The sequence below is a fragment of the Lentzea sp. NPDC058450 genome, assembly GCF_042721395.1.
Classification (GTDB): Bacteria; Actinomycetota; Actinomycetes; order Mycobacteriales; family Pseudonocardiaceae; genus Lentzea.
The window spans coordinates 132660-156621 of record NZ_JBHXLO010000021.1; the positions used below are offsets into that span (position 1 = coordinate 132660).

16 protein-coding genes are annotated in these 23962 nt (G+C 70.8%); 11 read left to right on the forward strand and 5 right to left on the reverse strand.

The annotated features are described in order from the left end of the window. Window positions 1–35: 35 nt before the first annotated feature. The 10 genes from ACFWNN_RS28825 to ACFWNN_RS28870 all read left to right on the forward strand — a co-directional run bounded on the left by ACFWNN_RS28825 (window position 36) and on the right by ACFWNN_RS28870 (window position 17683). A complete protein-coding gene (locus ACFWNN_RS28825; protein WP_382443065.1) occupies window positions 36–1259 on the forward strand; it encodes a glycosyltransferase in 1224 nt (407 codons plus the stop codon). Window positions 1260–1340: 81 nt separating this feature from the next. Then, a complete protein-coding gene (locus ACFWNN_RS28830) occupies window positions 1341–2213 on the forward strand; it encodes an aminoglycoside phosphotransferase family protein (protein ID WP_382443066.1) in 873 nt (290 codons plus the stop codon). 34 nt (window positions 2214–2247) lie between these two features. Continuing rightward, window positions 2248–2532, forward strand: a complete 285-nt coding sequence (locus ACFWNN_RS28835; protein ID WP_382443067.1) for a hypothetical protein — start codon at window positions 2248–2250, stop codon at window positions 2530–2532. A 275-nt stretch (window positions 2533–2807) separates the two neighbouring features. Beyond that, a complete protein-coding gene (locus ACFWNN_RS28840) occupies window positions 2808–9338 on the forward strand; it encodes an SDR family NAD(P)-dependent oxidoreductase (RefSeq protein ID WP_382443068.1) in 6531 nt (2176 codons plus the stop codon). After that, entirely contained in the window at window positions 9326–12997 is a 3672-nt protein-coding gene (locus ACFWNN_RS28845; protein ID WP_382443069.1) for a beta-ketoacyl synthase N-terminal-like domain-containing protein, read from the forward strand. The genes ACFWNN_RS28840 and ACFWNN_RS28845 overlap by 13 nt, the downstream gene beginning before the upstream one ends. Further along, window positions 12997–13257, forward strand: coding sequence for an acyl carrier protein (locus ACFWNN_RS28850; protein WP_036014077.1), 261 nt, complete (start codon window positions 12997–12999; stop codon window positions 13255–13257). Before ACFWNN_RS28845 ends, ACFWNN_RS28850 begins: the two co-directional genes overlap by 1 nt. Then, window positions 13250–14017: an alpha/beta fold hydrolase gene (locus tag ACFWNN_RS28855; RefSeq protein WP_382443070.1), complete on the forward strand. Its 768-nt coding sequence runs from the start codon at window positions 13250–13252 to the stop codon at window positions 14015–14017. The genes ACFWNN_RS28850 and ACFWNN_RS28855 overlap by 8 nt, the downstream gene beginning before the upstream one ends. Further along, on the forward strand, window positions 14014–15198 hold the full coding sequence (locus tag ACFWNN_RS28860) for a glycosyltransferase (RefSeq protein WP_382443071.1): 1185 nt from the start codon (window positions 14014–14016) through the stop codon (window positions 15196–15198). Before ACFWNN_RS28855 ends, ACFWNN_RS28860 begins: the two co-directional genes overlap by 4 nt. Next, entirely contained in the window at window positions 15195–16928 is a 1734-nt protein-coding gene (locus ACFWNN_RS28865; RefSeq protein ID WP_382443072.1) for a class I SAM-dependent methyltransferase, read from the forward strand. Before ACFWNN_RS28860 ends, ACFWNN_RS28865 begins: the two co-directional genes overlap by 4 nt. Next, window positions 16925–17683 carry a hypothetical protein gene (locus ACFWNN_RS28870; protein ID WP_382443073.1) on the forward strand — a complete coding sequence of 253 codons (759 nt, stop codon included), beginning with the start codon at window positions 16925–16927 and terminating at the stop codon, window positions 17681–17683. Before ACFWNN_RS28865 ends, ACFWNN_RS28870 begins: the two co-directional genes overlap by 4 nt. Here ACFWNN_RS28870 and ACFWNN_RS28875 read toward each other — a convergent pair. From ACFWNN_RS28875 to ACFWNN_RS28885, 3 genes are all read right to left on the reverse strand, one after another. Then, window positions 17661–19901: a glycoside hydrolase family 3 N-terminal domain-containing protein gene (locus ACFWNN_RS28875; protein WP_382443074.1), complete on the reverse strand. Its 2241-nt coding sequence runs from the start codon at window positions 19899–19901 to the stop codon at window positions 17661–17663. The genes ACFWNN_RS28870 and ACFWNN_RS28875 overlap by 23 nt on opposite strands. Window positions 19902–20126: 225 nt before the next feature. Next, window positions 20127–20624 (reverse strand): hypothetical protein, encoded by a 498-nt coding sequence (locus ACFWNN_RS28880; RefSeq protein WP_382443075.1) that lies wholly within the window; start codon window positions 20622–20624, stop codon window positions 20127–20129. A gap of 33 nt (window positions 20625–20657) precedes the next feature. Beyond that, the gene (locus ACFWNN_RS28885; protein ID WP_382443076.1) at window positions 20658–21695 is read right to left on the reverse strand and encodes a Kelch repeat-containing protein; all 1038 of its coding nucleotides are present in this window, start codon (window positions 21693–21695) and stop codon (window positions 20658–20660) included. Window positions 21696–21811: 116 nt separating this feature from the next. Here ACFWNN_RS28885 and ACFWNN_RS28890 point away from each other — a divergent pair, with 116 nt between their 5' ends. Beyond that, window positions 21812–22474: a TetR/AcrR family transcriptional regulator gene (locus ACFWNN_RS28890; RefSeq protein ID WP_382443077.1), complete on the forward strand. Its 663-nt coding sequence runs from the start codon at window positions 21812–21814 to the stop codon at window positions 22472–22474. Here the strand turns inward: ACFWNN_RS28890 and ACFWNN_RS28895 are convergent. Further along, complete coding sequence (locus ACFWNN_RS28895) at window positions 22471–23088, reverse strand: TetR/AcrR family transcriptional regulator (RefSeq protein ID WP_382443078.1); 618 nt, start codon at window positions 23086–23088, stop codon at window positions 22471–22473. The two genes, ACFWNN_RS28890 and ACFWNN_RS28895, sit on opposite strands and share 4 nt — an antisense overlap. 91 nt (window positions 23089–23179) lie before the next feature. Continuing rightward, a complete protein-coding gene (locus ACFWNN_RS28900) occupies window positions 23180–23767 on the reverse strand; it encodes a D-alanyl-D-alanine carboxypeptidase family protein (protein ID WP_382443079.1) in 588 nt (195 codons plus the stop codon). Window positions 23768–23962 lie beyond the last annotated feature (195 nt).

Sequence of the window (23962 nt, forward strand, 5' to 3'; positions counted from 1 at the left end):
TTCCCGTTCCGATCTCCAGAGAGGCTGGGTTCGCGATGCGAGTCCTCACCAGCATCACCGGATCGCAGGGCCACGCGCGGGACATGCTCCCGCTGGTTCGTGCCATCGCCGAGGCAGGCCACGAGGTGCTGGTCGTGCTGCCGCCGTCGTTGGCGCCGGTCTACGCCACCGAGGCGGTGCGCGTCGAAGCGGTGCTGCCCGAGATGTCCGAGTCGATCATGTCCGTGATCGCGGCCGGAGCGGAGAAGCGCGCCCGCGAGGCCGCGGAGTCCGGGTTGCCCGAGCGCCCGCCGCCCGCGATGACGGTGTTCGACGAGATGCTGGTGATGGCCGGCGGGCCGCACATCACCCCGACCTATCGGCTGCTCCTGGCTCTGGCCAAGGAGTTCTCACCGGACATCGTTGTCAGGGACTCGGCGGAGGTCGCCATCACCCTGGTCGCGGAGGAGCTCGGGCTGCCGCACATCTCGGGGCCGTCCGGCACCACGCCGCTGATCGACATCGAGCGCCTCGTCGAACCTTTGAACGAGCGCAGGGAGGAGCTGGGGCTCACGCCCAAGTTCGATCCCGGCGCGCTGTACCGGTACGGGCGGTTCGACTCGGTGCCCGAGCGGTACGCGTTCTCGGCTTTCGACCTGCCGCCCGCGATCCGGTACCGGCAGCCGGCCATCGTCGCCCGGGACGAGGTCCTGTCCCGGGAGATCGCCGATCTGCCGACCGACAAGCCGCTCGTGGTCGCTGCCATGGGAACCGTGCTGAAGGCGCTGTGGGAGTTCGCCCAGTACGGGCCGCCTTCGGACGTCGACCCGTTCAAGGTCCTGCTGCAGTCACTCGCGACCGGACTGTCCGAACTGGACTGCTACGCCGTGCTGGCCACCGGCGGCCTGCCCACGGACGGCGTCGAGTTCGGGCCCAACGTGCACGTGGTGGACCAGATGGCGCAGCCGCTGCTGCTGCAGTGCGCCGACCTGTTCATCACGCACGGCGGGTACAACAGCATCCGCGAGGCGATGATCGCCGGCACGCCGATGGCGGTGCTGCCCCAGTTCGGCGACCAGCCCTTCAACGCCGACCAGCTGGAGAAGCTGAGCCTGGGCAAGACGGTCCCGGCCACGAGTGCCGCCGCCGTGCACGACACCTGCCAGGCCGTGCTCTCGTCCGCGGCGATCAGGCAGGAGGTGCGGCGCGCTCGTCAGGAGATGCTCGCCCTGCCGCCGGTCGAGTCCGTCGTGGCGCACGTGGAGTCGCTGGCCTCCTGACCGCATGCGTAAACGGGTTGCGCCGACCGGCGCAACCCGTGTTGCATGCCAGGGGCACCGAGCCTCTGGGGGAGCTGATCGATGCAGGACGGCGAGATCGCCATCGACGTGTCCCTTGTGGACTCATTGCTCCGCATGCAGTTCCCGCACTGGCACGGTCTGCCGTTGCGCGAGGTGAAGCACGGCGGCACGAGCCACTCGCTGTTCCGGCTGGGCGACGAGCTGACGGTGCGCCTGCCCCGCCGTGAGTGGGCCTGGAACGAGGCGGCCAAGGAAGCGGCGATCGTCCCGCTGGTGGCACCGCACGTGCCGGTCGCGGTACCGGAACCCGTCGCACTCGGCCTGGCGGACGACCGCTACCCGTACCAGTGGTCGGTGGTGCGCTGGATCGAAGGCGAGCTCGCGCCGATCGAGGACGTCAGCGACGGCACACCGCTCGCACTCGCCGAGGTGGTCCGGTCGCTGCACGGGATGGACGCCACCGGCCTGGAGTGGACCCCGAACCGGGGCCGTCCCGTCGAGGCCGGCGACGACGAACTGGTCCGCGTCAACATCGCCGCGCTCGGCGGAAGTCCTCGGCTCACCGCCGTCTGGGAAGAGGCCTTGCGGGCCCCGCGCTGGGACGGGCCCGGCCGCTGGCTGCACGCCGACCTGCACGTCGGCAACCTGCTGTTCCGCGAGGGCGAGCTGACCGGCGTGATCGACTGGGGCAGCGCGGGCATCGGCGACCCGGCGGCCAACCTCATGACCGCCTGGCTCTACCTGGACGAACGCGGTCGTGCCCGGTTCCGGCGCGAGCTCACCGAGTTCGACGACGCCACCTGGGCGCGGTCTGCCGGCTGGGCGCTGCACCTCGCCGTGCTCGCGCTGCCGTACTACCGCGACACCAACAAGTTCCTCGCGGACATCGCCACCCGCACGCTCGACCAGCTCTGCCCCGGCTGGGACGGCTGACGCGGATCGATCCTGGCTGAACGGGCTCCGAGGTGTGGACAGGTACGCGTCGCACCTGCCGGAACCACGGGGCTGGGCGCGCTGTTGCAAGCTTCGGGCCGCCGGTGAGGCCGCTCTGCCTCGACAGGCCGGCCTGTACATCCGCACGACCGTGAGGTGCCCGTCCGTTGTACCGACCCCCGCCACCCAGGTGTGCGCGGCGGGCTGGGCGATGGAGCTGTCCGTGCTCGCGTCGGCGCGCCGGGCGGACAGCAATCCGTTCGTCGCCGGCACCACCCGGCACGCGCTCGGGCTGCTCGTCGGGGAACGCTGCGGCTGAACGACTTCACGGAAATCGATCATGTGAACGGGCCGTGTCTGCCCGTCTGGACGCCGTGGAATCGCTGTCCGGGCCATAGCACATCGCGCTATCCGCGAACCGGAGTAAGGCGCCCCGCCATCTGGTTCCATTCGTCAGGTTACGTATGTGAGAAAGTTTCACTACCCCCCTCGACGCCGCCTCCGGTTTGTGCGTACGGTGAGCGCGCTGTAACCGTACCGGTCAGTAGGAAGCCTAGCTGAATTCCTTTCTCCCCACCCCTGCAGGGTGAGGAAGTGAGCGCAGTGAACATGCTGTCGGATCGAGATCGGGTGCTGTGCCTGAGCCCTTTCAGCACCCCCAACCCGGCCCTCGTGGTCGCCGCCGAACGGGCGGGCGCACTCGGTGTGCTCGACCTCGGGCCCGGCGCCGCCGCCGATCTTGCGCGCGTCACCGCACGCCACTCGCGGAAGTTCGGGGTGCGGCTGCACGGGCCGGTGAAGGTGCCTCTGCCGGACGCCGTCGACACCGTCGTGGTCGATCTCGCGCGCTACCCGGCGAACCTCGCTGAACTGGGTGAACGCCGCGTTCTGGCGGTGGTCACCTCGGTGGCGGAGGCCGTTGCGGCGATCGAGTCCGGTGCGCACGGGTTGATCGCGAAGGGTGCCGAGTCGGGCGGCCGAGTGGGTGGTTCGCCCGCGTTCGTGTTGCTCCAGCAGGTGCTCGCGCTGACCGATCTGCCGGTCTGGGTGGCCGGGTCGATCGGGCCTGACACCGCCGCGGCGGCCCTCGCCGGCGGTGCCAGCGGGGTGGTGCTGGAAGGGCAGCTCGCGCTCGTGGCGGAGGCCCGAAAACATATTTCCGGCGAAATTGTCAACGCGGTCCGGATGATGGACGGCGCCGACACCGTCGTGAACGACGGGTTACGCGTGCATGTTCGTCAAAACACGCTCGAAATTGGTCAAGAAGGTTCCTTTGCTGATTCTTACCGTACCTCGTTTGGGACCGTCGGAGGCGTGGTAGGGGCCATTCAGCGAGGTGTGACCGAGAATCTCACCCTCGCGGGTGAGCGGCGGTCCATCCGGCCGGCCGGACCGTTCTGCGACCGGGTGCCGGGTCTGCGTTACCCCATCGCGCAGGGCCCGATGACGCGCGTCAGCGACCAGCCCGCGTTCGCCGCGGCGGTCGCGGAGGGCGGCGCGCTGCCGTTCCTCGCGCTCGCGTTGATGGAGGGCGACGCGGTCCGCGCACTACTCGACCAGACCGCGGCCCGCCTCGGCGAACGGCCGTGGGGCGTCGGGTTGCTCGGCTTCGCGCCGGCCGAACTCAGGGCGCGGCAGATGGCCGCTGTGCTGGCGGTCAAGCCCCGGTACGCGATCGTCGCCGGCGGAACCCCCGCGCAGGCACGCGAGCTGGAGGACGCCGGCATCGAGGCGTTCCTGCACGTGCCGTCGCCCGCGCTGCTGCGCCGGTTCCTCGACGAGGGCGCGCGCAAGTTCGTCTTCGAGGGCTCGGAGTGCGGCGGGCACACCGGTCCGCGCACCAGCTTCACGTTGTGGCAGCAGCAGATCGACGTGCTGAAAGGCCGCGAGAAGGGCGTGACAGCGCTCTTCGCGGGCGGCATCCACGACGCCCGCTCGGCCGCGATGATCGACGCCATGACCGCGCCGATCGCGGCGAACGGCGTTGCGGTCGGCGTGCTCGTCGGCACCGCGTACCTGTTCACCGAGGAAGCCGTCACGCACGGCGCGATCCAGCCGGTCTTCCAGCAGGTCGCCCTCGAATGCGAGGACACCGCACTGCTGGAGACCTCGCCCGGCCACGCCGTCCGCTGCGCCCAGACGTCCTACGTTGACACGTTCGAGCAGGCACGCCAAGAGCTCAAGGGCCTCTCCAAGCAGGAGAGCTGGGAACAGCTCGAGCAGCTCAACCTCGGCAGGCTCCGGCTCGCGAGCCGCGGCCTCGTGCGCGAGAACGGCGTGCTCAAGGAGGTCGGCGAGGACGAGCAGCGCCGCGAGGGCATGTTCATGATCGGCCAGGTCGCCACCCTGCGCCACGAACGCACCACGATCGCCCGGCTGCACGAGGACATCACGTCCGGCGTGCTCCCCGTGACCGAACGAGAAGTCGAAGAGACCCAGCCGCTCGACGTCGCCATCGTCGGCATGGCCGCGATCATGCCGGGCGCGCGCGACGTCGCCGAGTTCTGGGCGAACGTGCTGGCGGGCACCGACTCCATCACCGAGATCCCGCCGGACCGCTGGTCACCCGAACGCTACGGCAGCCCGTTCCGCTGGGGCGGGTTCATTCCGCGCACGGCGTTCGACCCGCTGGCGTACGGGATTCCGCCCGCCTCGCTGACCTCGATCGAACCGGCCCAGCTGCTCGCGCTCGAAGTCTCCGCCAGGGCGCTCGACGACGCCGGGTACGCCACGCGCGTGTTCGACCGCGAACGCACGTCGGTGATCTTCGGCGCGGAAGCGGGTGCCGACCTCGCCAACGCCTACACGGTCCGCACCGCCTTGCCCGCACTGGGAATCCGGGGCCTGGACGACCACCTGCCGGCGCTGACCGAGGACTCGTTCCCCGGCGTGCTCGGCAACGTCATCGCGGGCCGCGTCGCGAACCGGCTCGACCTCGGCGGCGCGAACTACACCGTCGACGCAGCCTGCGCGTCCAGCCTCGCCGCGCTCGACGTGGCCTGCAAGGAACTCGTCGGCGGCACCAGCGACATGGTCGTGTGCGGCGCGGTCGACCTGCACAACAGCGCGCACGACTACGAGATGTTCGCGTCGGTCAAGGCCCTGTCCGCCAAGGGGCGTTGCGCCACGTTCGACTCCGCGGCGGACGGCATCGCACTCGGTGAGGGCGTCGCGGCGGTCGTGCTGAAGCGCCTCGCCGACGCCGAACGCGACGGCGACCGGGTGTACGCGGTCATCAAGGGCATCGGCGCGTCGAGCGACGGCCGCTCGCGAGGCCTCACCGCGCCTCGTCCTGAAGGCCAGCAGCGCGCGCTGACCAGGGCCTACGCGTCGGCCGGGCTGCCGGTCACCGACGTCGGCCTGGTCGAGGCGCACGGCACCGGCACCGTCGTCGGCGACAGGACGGAACTCGCCGCGCTGACCGAGATGTTCGGCGACGTCGAACCCGGCACCTGCACGATCGGCTCGGTCAAGTCGCAGATCGGGCACACGAAGTGCGCGGCGGGACTCGCGGGCGTGATCAAGGCGGCGCTGGCCGTGCACACCGGCATCCGGCCCGGCACGCTGCACGTGAAGCAGCCCAACGCCTTCTGGGACGCGGCCACCAGCCCGTTCACGTTCGGCCACCGAACCTGGGCGAGCGCCAAGCGGATCGCGGGTGTCAGCGCGTTCGGGTTCGGCGGCACGAACTTCCACACCGTCATCGCGGGCTACACCGGTGCCGACGAACCCCGGCACGGCCTGACCGCGTGGCCCGCCGAGCTGTTCCTCATCCGTGGCGACGATCAGGCTGCCGCACAACGGGAAGCGGCGCGCCTCAGGGCTCTGGCCGACGAGCGTACGCCGTTGCGGTCGCTGGCGGCGGCGTGCGGCGCCGGAACCGTCCAGGCGGCGTTCGTGGTCAGCGATCACGCCACCCTGCTCAGGGCGCTCGATGACGTCGAGGCCTGGCGTGAGTCGGACGTCGTGTCGCTCAGGACCGGCGAACGGCCGCAGGTCGCGTTCCTGTACCCCGGTCAGGGCAGCCAACGGCCGGGCATGCTGCTCGACCTCGTGACGGCTTTCCCGCGCCTGCAGGACTTCCTCGACGCCCGGTACGAGCGGGTGATGTACCCGCCGGCCGCGCTGACCGCCGAGGACGTGGCCCGGCAACGCGCCGAGATCACCGACACCCGCAACGCCCAGCCGACGCTCGGCATCGCCGGGCTCATGGTCACCTCGCTGCTCGACTCCGCCGGCGTGCGACCGGACCTGGCCGGCGGACACAGCTACGGCGAGCTGGTGGCGTTGTCGGCAGCCGGTGTGTTCCAGCCCGACGAACTGCTGGCGCTCAGCACCGCACGCGCCGAGGCGATGCTGGAGGCCGTTGGAGACGACCCCGGCACGATGGCGGCCGTCACGGCCACCGTCGACACCGTGGAAGCGTTGCTGCCCGGCGACGTCGTGGTCGCCAACCACAACTCGCCCGACCAGGTCGTGATCTCCGGCCCGACCAAGGCCGTGCACCGCGCGGTCGAGGCGCTCCGCGAGGCCGGGCTGACCGTCAAGAACATCCCGGTCGCCGCCGCGTTCCACAGCCCGCTGATGGCCGGCGCACGTGACCGGTTCGCCACCCGCCTCGCCGAAGTCGAGACCGGCGAGCCGCAGTTCCCCGTGTGGTCGAACGTGTCCGCCGAGCCGCACGGGAACGTCCGCGAAGGACTGTCCGCGCAGCTCGCGGGCCGCGTCCGGTTCGTGGACCAGATCGAGTCGATGTACGAGGCGGGCGCGCGGATCTTCGTCGAGGCCGGACCCGGTGGCGTGCTCACGTCGCTGGTCGGCAGGACCCTCGGCGACCGGCCGCACCAGGCGTTGCGCTGCGACGACCACGTGACGTTCCTGCGCACGCTCGCCGCACTCGCGGTCGCCGGTGTCGAGGTGGACACCGCGCCGCTGTTCGAGGACAGGGCCGAACCCGCCACGGTCGTGCCGCCACGGCCGGGCTGGTACGTCGATGGAGGTCTCGTGCGGGACGCGAACGGCAACGCACTGCCCGGCGGGCTGCGGCCCGCGACCGAGTTCCCGACCCTGAAGGTGGGGTCCGGGCTGGGACGCGACGAGATCATCGAGAAGTTCCTGGACGGCATGCGGGACGCGGTCAGCGCCCAGCGCGACGTCCTGCTGAGCTACCTCGGCACCGAACCCGCGGCGGTTCCCGCGCCGAGGCAGGTGATCGACCAGCAGCCCGTGGTGGTCGCGGAACCCGTGGCCAAGCCGGCAGAGGACGTCGGCGCGGTCGTGCTGCGGACGATCAGCGCGCGCACCGGCTACCCGGTCGAGATGCTGCAGCCGGGCCTGGACCTGGAAGCGGACCTGTCGATCGACTCGATCAAGCGGACCGAGATCGTCGGCGAGCTGGTGGCCGAGCTGGGTGCGGCAGGCGAGGTCGACGAACTGGCACAGCTCAAGACCATCGAGGGGATCGTCGGCTGGTTCGGAGCAGCTGCCCCGATCGCCGCACCGGGCAAGGACGTGCGGGCCGTGGTGCTGCGGACGATCAGCACGCGGACGGGCTACCCGGTCGAGATGTTGCAGCCGGGCCTGGACCTGGAAGCCGACCTGTCGATCGACTCCATCAAGCGCGCCGAGATCGTGGGCGAGCTGGCCCAGGAACTGGGGGCGCCGGGCGATGTCGACGAGCTGGCGCAGCTGAAGACGATCGACGGCATCGTCGCCTGGTTCGGGGAGACGCCCGCGCTCCCGGCCGCTGCCTCGCCCGTCGCGATCAAGGCGGCCCCGGTCGTCGTGCCGGCTTCCGCCGGTCGGTTGGTGCGGCTGGTTCCCCAGGTCGTGGCCGCCGAACCCGCACACCCCGCCGACCTCACCGGCAAGTCCGTGCTGATCATCGACGACAACGGCATCGGCCTCGAGCTCGCGGACCTCCTCGAACGCCACGAGGCCGTCCCGCGCATCGAACCCGCGTTCCCGGCCGACCTGACCGGCGTCGACGTCGTCGTCCGGCTGCGCGCTCAGCTGCCGGAGGCGTTCAGCGAGGTCAAGGCGTGCGTGACGAACGGCGTCGCGCTCGTCGTGGTGACCACCGGCGGCGGCACGTTCGGCTTCGACCACCAGCCCGACGAGCTGCCCGCGGACATCGGCCTGCACGGCCTGATCCGCACGGCCGCGCTGGAGTACCCGGACCTCGTCGTGCGCTCGGTCGACGTCAACCCCAAGGAGAGCCACCGCGACATCGCCACCGCGCTGCTCGCCGAGATCGGGCCCGGCCCGGCCGTCGTCGGGTACCAGGCGGGTCGCCGCCAGGTCATCGACGCGATCGAGACCGCACTGCCACGGGGAACTCTCGCCCTCGACGCCGACAGCGTCGTGCTGCTGACCGGTGGCGCGCGGGGCATCACGGCGCTGGCCGCCACCGCGCTCGCCGAACGGACCGGGTGCCACGTCGAGCTGATCGGTCGCACGCCGATCGCCGCCGAGGACCACCGGCTGAGCCATGCCACCACCGAGCCCGAGCTGGTGAAGGCGTTGTTCGAGCTGGGGGAGAAGGCCGACGTTCCGGCCAAGGCGCGCAAGGTCCTCGCCGAACGCGAGGTCCGTCAGACCATGGAACGGTTGCGCGCCAAGGCGTCCAGCGTCCGTTACCACGAGTGCGACGTCACCGACGCCGACGCCGTCCGCCGGGTCGTCGACGACATCACGGCGAGGTTCGGACGGCTCGACGGCGTCGTCCATGGCGCGGGCGTGCTGGACGACAAGCTGATCGAGGCCAAGACGCAGGAGTCGTTCGACCGCGTCTGGGCGACGAAGGTCAACGGCGCCAAGGCTTTCGGCGACGGCTTCCTGGTGCTGTTCGGCAGCGTCAGCGGGGTGTTCGGCAACCGCGGCCAGGCCGACTACTCGGCCGCCAACGACGCGCTCGACCGGATGGCCCGCTTCTGGGGCACCCAACGGCGCGTCGTCGCCGTCGACTGGGGTCCCTGGGCCGGCGCGGGCATGGCCGTCGGGCTCGCCGACGAGTACGCACGCCGGGGCATCCCGCTCATCGAACCGGCGCAGGGCGTCGACGCGCTGCTGAACGAGATCGCGAACGGCCAGGACGTGCAGGTGGTCTACCGATGGGAGGCATAGCGATCGTCGGGATCGGCGCCGTCTTCCCCGGTGCCCCGGACGCGACTACCTTCTGGCGCAACATCGCCGGCGGCGTCGACGCGATCGGGCAGATCCCGGCCGGCCGCTGGGACCCGGCCACCTATTACGACCAGGACAGCCGCTCCGGCGACCGGTTCTACTGTCAGCGCGGCGGGTTCGTCGACGACCTCGCCGAGTTCGACCCGACGCGGTTCGGCATCATGCCGTCCACAGTGGACGGCGCGGAGCCCGACCAGCTGCTCGCCCTCGCCACGGCCGCCGAGGCCATCGCGGACGCGGGCGGGGAGGCGATCCTGCCGTCGAGGGACCGGGTCGGCGTGGTCGTCGGGCGCGGCGGCTACCTCACGCCGGGGTGCGCGCGGCTCGACCAGCGGGTCCGGCTCGCCGACGAAGTGATCTCCGTGGTGCGGGACCTGTTCCCGAACCTCTCCGGCAGCGAGCTCGACTCGGTCCGGCAGGCCATGCGCGAGCGCCTCGGGCCGGAGCAGCCCGAGGCGTCGATCGGGCTCGTGCCGAACCTCGCCGCGTCGCGCATCGCCAACCGGTTCGACCTCAAGGGCACCGCCTACACCGTCGACGCGGCCTGCGCGTCCGGGCTGGTCGCCGTCGAGCACGCGGTCCGCGAGCTCCAGGAGGGCCGCGCGGACGCCATGCTCGCGGGCGCCGTCCACGTCTGCCACCACCCGACGTTGTGGAGCGTGTTCACCCAGCTCAGGGCGTTGAGCCCGACCGAGCGCATCCGGCCGTTCGACGCGGACGCCGACGGCACGCTGCTGTCCGAGGGCGTCGGCATGGTCGTGCTGAAGCGGCTGGAGGACGTCGGCGACGAACGGGTCTACGCGGTCATCCGCGGCATCGGGTCCGCGAGCGACGGCCGTGCGACCAGCATGATGACGCCGAACCCCGAAGGCCAACTCCTCGCCGTGCAACGGGCCTGGGCCAGCGCCGGGCTCGACCCCCGCGAGAAGCCACCGGGGTTGATCGAGGCGCACGGCACCGCCACGCCCGCCGGTGACGCCGCCGAGCTCCGGACGATGATCGCCGCGTTCGGCGAGCAGGGCGACGAGATCGGCATCGGCACGGTCAAGTCGATGATCGGCCACGCCATGCCCGCCGCCGGGATGGCCGGGCTGATCAAGGCCGCGCTCGCCCTGCACCACAACACGCTCCCGCCGACCCTGCACGTCGAGAACCCGCACGGCAGCTTGACCGGCACCAGGTTCACGCCCGTGACGAGTGCTCGCGAGTGGACCGGACGGCATCGCGCGGTCGTCAACGCGTTCGGGTTCGGCGGGATCAACGCCCACGCGGTCCTCGACGGTCACACCATCGCCAAGCCGCGCAAGCCCGTCCTGACGTTCGCCGCCGACACCGCCGACGAACTGGCCAAAGCACTGGCAGAGCGCCGGACCTCCAACGCCGACCGGGCGTTCCGGCTCGCCATCGGCAACCCGGACGACCGCAAGCTCAAGCTCGCCGAACGCGTCCTCCAGCAGGGCAAGGCCTGGCCCGGCCGGCACGACATCTGGTTCAGCCCGCAGCCGTTGCTGACCGGCACCGACCAGGTCGCGTTCGTGTTCCCCGGCTTCGAGCGCGAGTTCACCGGCGAGGTCGTGGACCACGCGGTCGGGCTGTTGCAGGACGGCCGCGCCCAGGCCCGCGAACTCATGGCGCTCGGCATCACGCCGGGAGCGCTCGCCGGGCACAGCATGGGCGAGTGGACCGCGATGGTCGTCGGCGGCATCTACCCGACCATCGACCGCTTCGTCGCCGCGCTCGGACCCGGCGCGGTCGCCGTGGTCGACATCGCCTACGCCGCACTGGGGTGCTCGGCCGACACCGCCGAGCAGCACCTCGTCGACGGCGTCACGATCAGCCACGACAACTGCCCGCACCAGTCCGTGATCTGCGGGCCCATCGACCGGCTCGAAGAAGTGCTGGTCACGCTGAAGGCCAACGGCGTGATGGCACAGCTGATGCCGTTCCGCACCGGCTTCCACACCCCGGCGCTCGCGCCCTACCTGGGACGGGCCAAGGAGATGCTCGACGCGCTGCCGGTGCGCACGTCGGACATCCCGGTGTGGTCGGCCAACTCGCTGGAACCGATGGCCGCCGAGGACGTCCGCGAACTCGTGCTGCGGCACCTGGTCGAGCCCGTCCGGTTCCGGCCGCTGCTGGAACGGCTGCACGGCAACGGCTTCCGCGCGTTCGTCCAGATCGGACAGGGCAGCCTGCCGGGCTTCATCGGCGACACCCTGAACGACAAGCCGCACATCGCCGTGAACGCCGACATCGCACCGGAGGCGTTGTGGGCGTTCGGGCTCAAGCGCGGCACGGCGCACAAGGTCAAGCTCCGGCTCGGCACGCAGAAGATCAAGGTCGACCCGCTGCTCACCCGACCCGAACCCGTGCCGGTCGCCGACGACAGCCCGATGTCCGCGGCGGTCAACAAGCTCCTCGCACACACCAACGCCGTGGCACGCGAGGTCGCGGGCGCCCTCCGGCCGAGCGAGGCAGGGTTCACCCGCGAGTTCTCGCTGCGGACCATGCCGGAGCTCGTCGACCACTCGGTGTTCCCGCAGGCGCCCGGCTGGCCGGACCTCGCCGACGGGTTCCCGATCGTGCCCGCGACCGGCCTGCTGGAGGTGTTCGCGGACGCCGCACGCCGGCTGACCGGTGGCACGGTGCACGGGTTCGCACAGGTCAGGGCCAAGCGCTGGCTCACCGCGCTGCCCGCGACGACGGTGAAGATCTCGGCGCGCGCGGAAGGCCAGGACCGGGTCTTCGTGAAGGTCGGCGACTACGCCGAGGGCGTCGTGCTGATGTCCCCGCAGACTCCCGAACGCGTCGGCAGGCAGCTCGAAGGCGTCCGCGAGGCACCGGTGTCGGCCGGTGAGCTGTACCGGGACAACTGGATGTTCCACGGACCGGCGTTCGCGGGCGTCACGAAGATCGACTGCCTGGCGGACAACGGGATCGCGGGTGTGCTGACCCCGCTGCCCGCGCCCGGAGCGTTGCTGGACAGCGCCGGGCAGCTGATCGGCCACTGGATGCAGGTCTGCCACACGGTCGACCAGACGGTGCTGCCGACCGGGATCGAGCGGGTCACCTTCCACGGCCCCGCCCCGACCGGCGACGTGCACTGCACCGCGTGGATCCGCGAGCTGACCGACCAGACCATGGTCGGCGACCTCGAACTGACCGTGAACGGCGTGCTGTGGTGCCGGATCACCGGCTGGACCACCCGCCGGTTCACCACGGACGACCGGATCTGGCAGGTCAAGCTCAAGCCAGGCACCGAAATGCTGTCCGTTCAGGACGGTGAGTGGCTGCGGGTGACCGAGAACTGGTCCGACAGCGCCACCCGCGACCTGATCATGCGCCGCTACCTGAACTCGGCGGAGCGGGCGCACTACGGGGACCTGGACGTGCCCGCCCAACGCGACTGGCTGCTGCGCGCGATCGCGGTGAAGGACGCGGTGCGCACCTGGCTGTGGGGCCGGGGCGCGGGCCCGGTCCACCCGGCGGAACTGACCGTGACCGCCGACGAACGGGTGCGCGGGGCCTTCGCCGTCCCGCGCGTCGAAGTCACCAGTGAACGAGGGCACGCCGCGGCCCGCGTGCGAACGGAGATCTGATGGACGAGGTGCTGCAGCAGGTCGCGAAGCTGATCACCGAGGTGGTCGGCCCCGACTTCCTGCTGGGCGTGGAGATCACCCGCGACACCACGTTCAGCGACGACCTGGGCCTGGAGTCGATCGAGTTCGTCGCGCTGGCGGACAAGCTCAACGCCCACTACGGCGTCGATCTCGTGGCCTTCCTGGCGGACATGGACATCGACGAGATCATGGCGATGTCCGTCGGCCGGCTCGTCGACCACATCACGGCCCGTGTCTGACGTCCACGCCCGAGGGCTGCGGTTCCACGTGCAGCGGCTCGGGCCTTCCGAAGGCCCCACGGTCGTGTTCGTCCACGGCCTGGTGATGGACAACCTGTCGAGCTTCTACTACACGCTCGCCGCGCCGCTGGCCCAGGCCGGGTTCGGCACGGTGCTGTTCGACCTGCGCGGCCACGGCCTGTCCGAACGCCCGCCTTCCGGTTACACACCAGAGGAAAGCGCCCTGGACCTGGTCGCCGTGCTGGACGAGATCGGCGTGACCGAGCCCGTCTACCTGCTGGGCAACAGCTACGGCGGGGTCGTCGCGATGCACGCGGCCGTCCAGGCGCCCGACCGGGTCGGCGGCGTCGTGCTGGTCGAGTCGGCGGTCGGGGGAGTGGTCGGCGATGCCTGGTTCGAGGACATCACCAACACGTTGACGGTCGCCGCGCTCGGGCTGGAGTTCGACCGCACGCAGGACCAGTTGATGGCCCTCGGTCAGCGCAAGATCGCGAAGCTCGCGGTGAACGCCAACGCGTTGCTCAACGGCACCACACTGATCGACGACCTCGGGTCCGGCGCCAAGCTCGACCTGACCGAGGTGCGCTGCCCGGTGCTCGGGGTCTACGGCGCGGAGTCCGAGCTGATCGGGGCCGCCGCCGAACTCCGCGAACGCATCCCGTCGTGCCGCCTGCACATCGTGTCCGGGCTGGGCCACACGGTGCTCCGCGAGGCCACCCCCGAACTGCTCGACGTGCTCTTCGACTGGCTGCCGTCATGAGCCGGTTCCTGTTCGTGGTGCCGCCGCTGACCGGCCACGTCAACCCGACCGCCTCCGTGGGCGGCGAACTGCTCGCGCGCGGGCACGAGGTCGCGTGGGTCGGGCACCCCGGCACGTTGAAGAAGCTCTTACCGGACAACGCGAGGATCTTCCCGGCGATCGACGACGCACTGGAGGCCGACATCCGCGCGAAGCGGGAGCGGTGGCTCGCGTTGCGCGGGATGGCGGTGCTCAAGTTCTTCTGGGAGGAGTTCCTGATCCCGCTCGGGCACTCGATGGTCCCCGGCGTCGAGGCGGCGGTGCGGGCGTTCGCACCGGACGTGCTCGTCGCGGACCAGCAGGCACTGGCCGGACCGGTGGTGGCGGGCGAGGCCGGGATTCCGTGGGTGACGTCGGCGAGCACGTCGGCGGAGCTGGTGAATCCACTTCGGACGATGCCGAAGGTCGACGCCTGGGTGCGGGACCTGCTGCACGACTTCGCGGGTGGGGACGTCCGGTTCTCCGACCGGCTGGTGCTGGTGTACAGCTCGAAGGCGTTGGTGGCGGGGGAGTTCGGGGACGAGGTGGCCTTCGTCGGACCGGCGCTCGCGCACCGGGTGGAGCGGGTGGGTTTCCAGTGGGACTGGCTGGTCGGCGCACCGGCTGGGGTGGGGACATCCGGCAGCGAGGCGGAGCGGCTGGGTGCTGCGGGGCAGCGATGTGTTCTCGTCTCCCTCGGCACCCTCAACGGCCCCGCCGGTGAACGATTCCTCGGCCAGACCCTCGAAGCCTTGGACAGTCTGCCCGTGCGGGCGGTCATGGTCGCCGAGCCGCGGCCCGCACCGGCCAACGTCCTGATCCTCCCGTCCGTCCCGCAGCTCGCGCTCATGCCGCACCTCGACGCCGTCGTCACGCACGGCGGCCACAACACGGTGTGCGAGGCGCTGGCCCACGGACTCCCGCTGGTCGTGGCCCCCATCCGGGACGACCAGCCCACGGTCGCCGCGCAGGTCGTCGAGGCCGGCGCGGGCGTCCGGCTCACGTACTCGCGGGCGAGAGCAGCAGACATCCGCAGCGCGCTGGAATCCGTGCTGGACGAGCCGGAGTACGCGGCCGCCGCCGGAGCAGTGCGCGACTCGTTCCTGGCGGCGGGCGGCGCGGCAGCCGCAGCTGACCGACTCGAAAAGGTGGTGGCCGGGTGATCCTCAGCGTGGTTGTCGTGCTGGTCGTCCTGCTGGACGTCCTGCGCCTGCGGTCCCGCGCGTCCAAGCTGCGCGTGCTCACCCAGGGCGCGGGTGAGCACGCGCTTCTCACCGCCACCGGGGTCCATCCCGAGGGGTCCTGGGAGACCGACGACGACCTCGTGGACCTCGTGCCGCGTGATCTGCCGACGGTGGCGGCGCTCGACCTGCTCGGCGCGGTCGACTCCGGCAAGTACCGCGACGACCAGTGGGCGCGCGGGATCAGCGCGGCGCAGGCCGTGCTGGTGCGGGACAAGTACGTGGAGGAGATCAACGCCGACGACCCCACGGAGTTCGTGGCGTTCGTGCGGCGGGTCAAGGACCACGTGCACGCGAAGGTCGACATCGCCGTCGCGCCGGGGCTGAAGGCCGGGCCGTACGACCTCGGGTACCGCGCGGCGATGCTGCGGCGGCTCGGGAAGCGGCCGTCGCTGTGGATCGCGGGCTCGGTCATCGGGTACGCGACCGTCGTCGGCGCGCTGATCACGAACTGGCAGTGGGGACTCGTCGCGCTCGCCGCGTACTGGGCGCACCCGATCCTGGTGTTCGCCGGCACGCCGCTCCAGCCGCGTGATCTCTGGGTGCCGCGCGTCCTGCGCACGCCGTACCTGTGGTTCAAGACGTCCGGCGGCAAGAAGTCCACCGCCGAGAAGCGCCAGGCCGAGCACCTCAAGGCCGCCGCGCCCTGGTACGAGGAGAACCGCGACAAGAACTTCCACGAGGCGCCGCGCGACAACTGCCCGTCCTGCGGCAGCACGGACCTGCGCCGCTGGGTCACCGCGAGCGACCTGGTGCAGCGCAAACCCGGGAAGTTCACGATGGACCGCTGTGTCCGATGTGGACACGTCTGGCAGAACCCGCGCCTCACCGGCGAAGGCCTCGGCTTCTACTACCGCGACTTCTACGACGGCCTCGGCGAGACGTCGGCGGAGGCGGTGTTCTCCGGCAAGACCGACCCGTACTACGGCCGGGCGCGCATGGTCGAGCCGTTCACCAAGCCCGAACGGTGGCTGGACGTCGGCTCCGGGCACGCGCACTTCTGCCTGGGCGCCAAGGAAGTCCTGCCGCACACCAAGTTCGACGGCCTCGACCAGGGCGCGGCGATCGACGAGGCGGCGCGGCTCGGGCGGATCGAGCAGTCCTACCGGGGCAGCTTCCAGGAGTTCGCGGCCGAGCTCAAGGGCCGCTACGACGTGATCAGCATGCACCACTACCTGGAGCACGTGCGCGATCCGTGGGAGGAGCTCGACATCGCGGCGGACGTGCTGCCGCAGGGCGGGTACCTGCTGATCGAGCTGCCCGACCCGGAGTGGCGGCTCGGCCGGTTGTTCGGCCAGTACTGGATGCCGTGGTTCCAGCCGCAGCACCAGCACATGATGCCGATCGGCAACCTGCAGCACGCGCTCGCCGACCGCGGCCTCACCACCGTGGCCACCGAACGCAAGGAAGCCCACCTCTGCAACGACTTCACGCTCGCGTTGCTGCTGTGGCTCGGCGACAAGGCGCCGCGCACGCCCGCGCCGTGGCGACCGGAGAAGGTGCGGCTGCGCCGGACCCGCAGCTTCCTGGTGTGGACGTTCGGCATCCCGGCGTTCTTCGTCGCGCTGGCGCTGGACCAGACCGTGAACCGGTTCGTGGCCGCCCGCACCGGCAACGGCAACGCCTACCGGCTGCTGGCCCAGAAGTCATGACGGACATCGCGGACCGGCCGGAGATCGCGCCGGAGCTGAGGCTCGTCCCGCACGCGTTCCGGCGCACGTTCGGCAGGCCCGCCCAGGGCGTCTGGTACGCGCCAGGAGTGCTGAACCTGCTGGGCGGCGCGGTGAGGGTGCACGCCAGGTGGGGCGCGATCGTCTCGGGCGAACGACGGGACGACGGCGTCCTCGAACTGGTGTCGGTGAACCGGCCCGCCGAACGCGCCGTGCTGCCGTCCGACGACGTGCCGGCCTGGGCGCGGGGTGTGCGAGCGAGGGGCGGTGCCACGTTGATGTGCAGCGTGGACCTGCCGCAGGGGAGCGGGCTGTCCGCGAGCGAGGCGCTCAACGCGGCGATCGAACTCGCGCTCGACGAGATCGACCAGCCTGCCCCGGAACCGCTCGACCTGCCCGGTCAACGGCTGCTGGTCATCGACACCCGCATCCGCCGTGACGCACCGCAGACCGAACAGCCGCACACCCCGGGGTCGCAGGACCTCGGGGCGGAGCTCACGGCCTACCACCGCGCCCAACGCCCCGATCCGGAGCAGGACGCGGTGGTCGAGGCCGCGCTGCAGGCAGGCGCACGCGGCGCGAGCATGCTGATCGACCCACCGGGCAGGCCCGCTGTCGCACTGGTCGACGCGGACCTCGTCCCGGCGGTCCGGAAGGCGATCACGAAGGCGGTGGAGATCCCTCCCCGCTACCTCACGATCACGCCCGGCCCCTTCAAGGCAGCGGCTTTACGGTGAACTCGGCCCGGCGCAGGTCCTTCGAGCTCGGTCCCACGAGCAGGACGAACTCGCCGGGCTCGACCACCCGCACCCCGGCGGCGTCGACGATCGTGCAGTCCGACACCGGCAGTTCGAGGTCGACCTTCACGGTCTCGCCCGGCGCCACGTCGACCTGCGTGAACGTCTTGAGCTCCTTGTCCGCCCAGCTCACCGACGTGACGGCGTCGCTCACGTAGACCTGCACGGTCTCGCGGGAGGGCCGCGACCCGGTGTTGGTGAGCGCGATCGACGCCTTGACCGTCTCGTCCGGCCGCAGCACTGCCGTCTCCACGTGCAGGTCGCCGTACTCGACCGTGGTGTACGACAGGCCCTGGCCGAACGCGAACGCCGGCTCCTGCGTCAGGTCGGCGTACCGCGTGCCGTGCTGGCCGCGGATCTGGTTGTAGTACGTCGGCTGCTGGCCGGCGTGCGCCGCGAACGAGATCGGCAGGCGGCCGCTCGGCTCGACCAGCCCGTGCAGCACCTCCGCGATCGCCCGGCCGCCCTGCATGCCGGGGTTCGCCACCCACAGCAGCGCGGCGGCGTTCAGCGCGGACGGCGGCAGCACCAGCGGCTTCGACGCGAGCAGCACCACGATCAGCGGCTTGCCGGTCTCGGCCAGCGCGTCGAGCAGCGCGATCTGGCCGCCGATCAGGTCGAGCGTGGCGGTGGACCGGCCCTCGCCGACCAGTTCGATCTGGTCACCGACGACCGCGACCACGTAGTCCGCGTCGTCGGCCGCCGCGACCGCCTCGGCGATCAGCTGGGCGTCCGGCGCGCAGGCCTGCACGATCTTCGGGCGCGGCTGGCCGTCGGGGAACGTGTCGCCCTCGGGGTCCGGCTCCAGCGTCAGGATGTCGGCGCCGCGGGCGTAGGTGACCTCGCCCGAGGAGAGCTCGCGCAGTCCGTCGAGGACGGTCGTGATCATCTCGCGTGGGTGGCCGTTGGGCAGCCAGTCGGCCTGACCGGACGAGCCGGCCCAGTCGCCGAGCTGCGTCTGCGCGTCGTCCGCGAGCGGGCCGACGACCGCGATCTTGCCCTTGGCCTGCGCGAACGGCAGCACGCCGTCGTTGCGCAGCAGCACCAGCGACCGGCGCGCGACCTGCAGGTTCAGCGCCACGTGGTCGTCGTGGTTGATCATGACGCGCTGGCGTTCGGCGTCGGGCCTGCGCGGGTTCTCGAACAGCCCCAGGTCGAACTTGAGCGTCAGGATGCGGGTGACCGCGCGGTCCAGGTCGGACTCGGCGAGCAGCCCCTCCTCGACGGCCTGCAACGCGCCGTCGAAGAACTGCGGGGTCGTCATGATCATGTCGTTGCCGGCCTTCACGGCGGCCGCGGCGGCGTGCATGTAGTCGGGCTGCAGCTTCTGCTCCCAGACCATGCGGCCGACGTTGTCCCAGTCGGTGATCAGGGTGCCCTTGTACCCCCACTCACCGCGCAGCACCTCGTCGAGCAGCCACGAGTTGACCGTGATCGGCACGCCGTCGGTGGTCTGGTAGCCGAGCATGAACGTCGCGCAGCCCTCGCGGGCGACCTTCTCGAACGGCGGCAGGAACCACGACCGCAGCTTGCGCCGCGACAGGTCCGCCTCGCTCGCGTCCCGCCCGCCCTGGGTCTCCGAGTACCCGGCGAAGTGCTTCGCGGTCGCGAGGATCGCCGTCTCGTCGGCCAGGCCGTCGCCCTGGTAGCCGCGCACCATCGCGGCCGCGAGCTCCCCGATCAGCACCGGGTCCTCGCCGAACGTCTCGTCCACGCGACCCCAGCGCAGGTCCCGGGAGATGCACAGGACCGGCGAGAACGTCCAGTGCACGCCGGTCGCGGCGGCCTCGACGGCGGTGACGCGGGCGACCTGCTCGACCAGCCGCGGGTCCCAGGACGCGGCCATGCCGAGCTGGGTCGGGAAGATCGTCGAGCCCTCGTAGAACGAGTGGCCGTGGATGCAGTCCTCGGCGATCAGCAACGGCACGCGCAGGCGTGTCTGCGTGGTGAGGTCTTGCGCGCGCAGCACTCGTTCCGGCGAGGTGTGCAGGATCGACCCGACGTGCTTGCGCAGCACGTGGTCGTCCAGGTCCTCCCTCGAGTCCAGCTGCATCATCTGGCCTACCTTCTCGGCCAGCGTCATGCGGCCGAGGAGGTCGGCGACCCGCTCTGCGGTGGGCAGCGTGGCGTCGAGGTAGGGCACCTTGTCGCGATCCATGTGGTCTCCGAGAGGGCTCGTGCGGCGGCAGCGTCTATGGGAGCGCTCTCACAGTAGATACCTGAAACCGGTTCCGCGCGGAACCGGTTTCAGGATTTCCGGTACAAACGAATCGGTTGAGTAACCCGAACGCGACAAACCGGCAACCCTTCGGGGCTGCCGGTTCCAGTGTGTGGCCTCGGCGTCACTGCGCGCTGTTGCGCGGGACGCCGAAAATTCGGCCTGCTACTTCGTCGCTTTTGTCCCAGTCGGTGAGATCGCGAACCACTTCTCGTCCACGCCGTGGCCCGTCGTGTCGCCCGCCTGCTCGTCGTCCACGTAGCGGTACACCGGCTTGCCCGCGATGGTCACCTGCTCCAGTCCGTCCGGGCGCTTCGTCGTGCCGAGCAACGCCTGGTCGAGTCCCGGCGCCTCGATCTTGCCGCCTGCCGCGAGCAACGGCGGCCACACGAGGGTGCAGTCCGGTTCGAGACAGGTCGGCTTGGACGGTCCGTCCTGGACGGTGAAGTAGAGCGTGTAGCGCTCGCGGTCGGCGACGACGGCACCGACCGCGGGCGACTCCTCGACCTGCAGTTTCGCGATGTCTCCCGGCAACACCTGGGTGGGCCCCACGACCGGACCGGCAGCGGCCTCCAGTTCGGCCGGTGAGGCGGTCTCCTCCTCCGGCGGTGCGGAGCAGGCACCCAGGCACACGAGCAGCACGAGAACGGCGAAACGGCTCACACGGGGGATTACGGACAGCGGTGCGTCAGTGGTTCATCGCGGCTTGTAGGCGTCGTTGACGTCCATGGGGGCGCCGCCACCGCGGTTGCCGCCGCCGGGGATGTAGATCGTGTCCGCGACGCCGATCGCCGCCGTGCCGTGGCGGGGGATCGGCATGGGCGCGAGCACCTCCCAGCGGTTCGCGCGGGTGTCGTAGGCCTCGGTCTCGGAGAACACCGTGTTCACGCCGTCGACGACCTTGCCCTCGCCGCCGAAGGTGTAGATCTTCGAGCCGACGACGGCGGACGCGATCCCGCCCCTCGGGGTCGGCATCGGTGCCCTTTCGGTCCACCTGCCCCGGCTGAACGCGTAGACGGTGTCGCGGACGTTGACCTGGCCCCGGTCGCGGCCGCCCACGACGTAGAAGGTGCCGCCGACGACCGCGCCGCCGACGTGGTCCCTGGCCTCCGGCAGCGACGGCAGGGTGGCCCAGCGGCGCGTCACGACGTCGTAGGTGTGCACGTCGGCGACCGTGTCCTGGAGGCCGCCGGGGCCGGGCGTGAGGGTGCGCATGCCGCCCGCGAGGTAGACCCGCGTGCCGAGGACGCCCATCGCCGCGCTGCCCCGTTCGAAGCCCTTCGGCATGTCCGGGAGCTTCGTCCAGCGGTCCGTGACGGGGTTGTAGACGAAGCTGTCCGGCAGCGCCTGCCAGGACGCGCCGCCGGACAGTCCACCGAGGACGTAGATCCGGCCGCCGACCGCGACGGCGTTGGGGTGGTTCATCGGCACCGGCAGCGGGGCGGCCCTGTGCCACTTGTCGGCGCGCGTGTCGTAGACCTCGACGTCCGCGACCGTGGTGACGCCGGCGCCCTCCGGGCGGATGCCGCCGATGACGTACACGTGCCGGCCGAGCGCCGCGACGCTGTGCTCCTGGCGCGGGCCGCCGGCGATCGGGGCCCGTAACTGCCAGCCCGCGCCGTAGACGGGGTTCACGACCGGCGTGGGCGGGGCCACGGGGTGGTCCGGGTGGGCGTGGGCGGCGGCGGGGAACGCGAGCGCTGCGGCGACCGTGGCGGCGAGGACGCGCCTCATGGCTTATCTCCCGGTGGTTATCGTTGATAGCGTGATGTCCGAATCGACGCTAACACGCGCTCTGTAACGCTGACAACCATCGGTATAACGGGGTTACAATGCGATAGTTCGGCCTGATGAGCGAGCACTCCCAGGTCCGGGACCGCATCCTCGCCGCGGCGACCGAGCTGGGTGTGGACGCATCGATCCGTGACGTGTGCGCGGCGGCCGGGGTCACGCCGCCGACCGTCTACCACTACTTCGGCGACAAGTTCGGCCTGCTCGACGCCGTCGCCGCCGCCGGGTTCGCCCGCTACCTCGCCGAGAAGCAGGACCGCGAGCCGTCCGCCGACCCCGTCGAGGACCTGCGCCGGGGCTGGGACGGCCACGTCGAGTTCGGCACGCGCAACCCCGCGATCTACGGCCTGATGTACGGCGGCCGACGCGACCCGCACCCGTCCATGGCGCTCGGGCAGGAGATCCTGCGCCGGATCGTGGCGCGCATCGGCGAGGCCGGGCTGCTGCGGATGCCGGTCGACGACGCCGTGCAGACCGTGCACGCGGCCACCGTCGGCACCACGATCCTGCTGATCGCGAACCCGTCCGAGCCCGGCATGGAGGGGCTGTCCGCGCGGACCCGCGAGGCCGTGCTGGCGTCGATCCTGGTGACGTCCGGGGCGTCGTCGGAACTGGCGGAGGCGGCGAACCACCTGCTGGTGCTGCTGGCGCGGACCAGTGCGGACCTCACGCCCGGCGAGCTGGGAATCCTGCGCGAGCTGCTGGCGTCGCTCGGACGCTAGCTCCGCGTGATCGCCGCGAGCATGAGCTCGCGGATCTCGGCGGCGATCTCGTCGATGGCCAGCGGCGGTTCGTGGGCCTGCCACTCGCGCAGCAGGCCCGTGATCGCGCCGACGAGTGCGATCGCCGTCAGCCGGTACGAGCGCGGGGGAGCCACACCCGCGGACGCCGCTCGCAGCGCCTCCGACTCGATGAACTCCGCCCAGGTGTTCACCCAGCGCACGTGCTGCCGCTCGATCTCCGCGTTCACGCCCACCGCCTCGACGTAGTTGAGGCGGGGCGCGCGGGGGTCGGCGGTGACGCTGCGGACGAAGACCTCCAGCAGCGTCGTGATCCGGGTGCCGACGTCGGCGGCCGCCAGCTCGGCCATCGCCGTGCGGACCTCGGTGAACGCCGTCGCGTTGATCAGGTCGTGCAACTCGCGCAGCAGCTCTTCCTTGGAGGCGAACTCCTCGTAGAAGTTGCGCGTGGACACGCCCGCCTCGGTGCACAGCTCGGAGATCTTGGTGGTGGTGAACCCGGCGCTCGTGAACAGCTGGAGGCCCGCCTGCAGCAGCTTCGCCCGGCGTTCCGCCCTGCGCTGCTCGGGTGAGATTCCGCCGTAGGCACGGGCCACCGGGGGCGCTCCGATCTGGTAACTGGGCTTGTCAGATTACGTCCGGGCAACCTCGCCCGCACGTCAGGCGTCTAGACCTTTGCGCGAGGGCTCAGCTGCCCGTCGCACTGGGGATGAGGGCGGGACAACCCGTCCTGGGGTAGTCGACGTTGTACTCGAAATGCCACTGCTCGTTTTCGTAACGGCGGCACCAGCCGAGGGTGTTGCCGTTTTTCTCGACCCATTGCGCGGATTCGATCGGCTGAATGTCGACGGCGACTCCGATCACGTGCATCGACCGGTCCGGCGGGTTCAGCACGTACTTCGACGCCAATTCTTCGGTCCCGAACTTCTTGACCGCCTCGTCGAACTCCGCCTGCTGCTGCGCGCGGCTGCGCTTGCCGTCGTTCAGGCAGAGGGTAACGCCCTGCTCAGAGGCCTTCTGGCGGAGCTTCAGCCACGCCTGGAGCACCTCGGGGCGCAGGCCCTCCGGCTTCTCGTCGAAGTAGCGCGCGTCGATGGCGCAGTTCGGCCCGTCCTTCGGTCCGGGCACTTCTTCGTAGATCACGAGCGGCTTTCCCGGATGGCGGTCGAACACGAGCGTCAATCTGCCCAGGTAACCCAGCGCGCCGCCGGTGGAAACCACGAGTGTGACGATCAGCAGCACGCCGAACACGACGCGTCTGGAGGTCTTGGACATGAATCGGATAATACGTCGTTTGACGCGGTGCTCTGTCAGCAACCCGTAACAGTCCGTCGGCGGCTGTGTCTCGGTGAACGTGTCGAGCGACACATCCGTTTGGCCCAATCATACTTTCGGAGGGGTGCGCAAATGTGATCGGTGAACGTTTCCTGGCCCCTTTCGCGGTGGCGATTCCGGGTGGCAACATCTGCG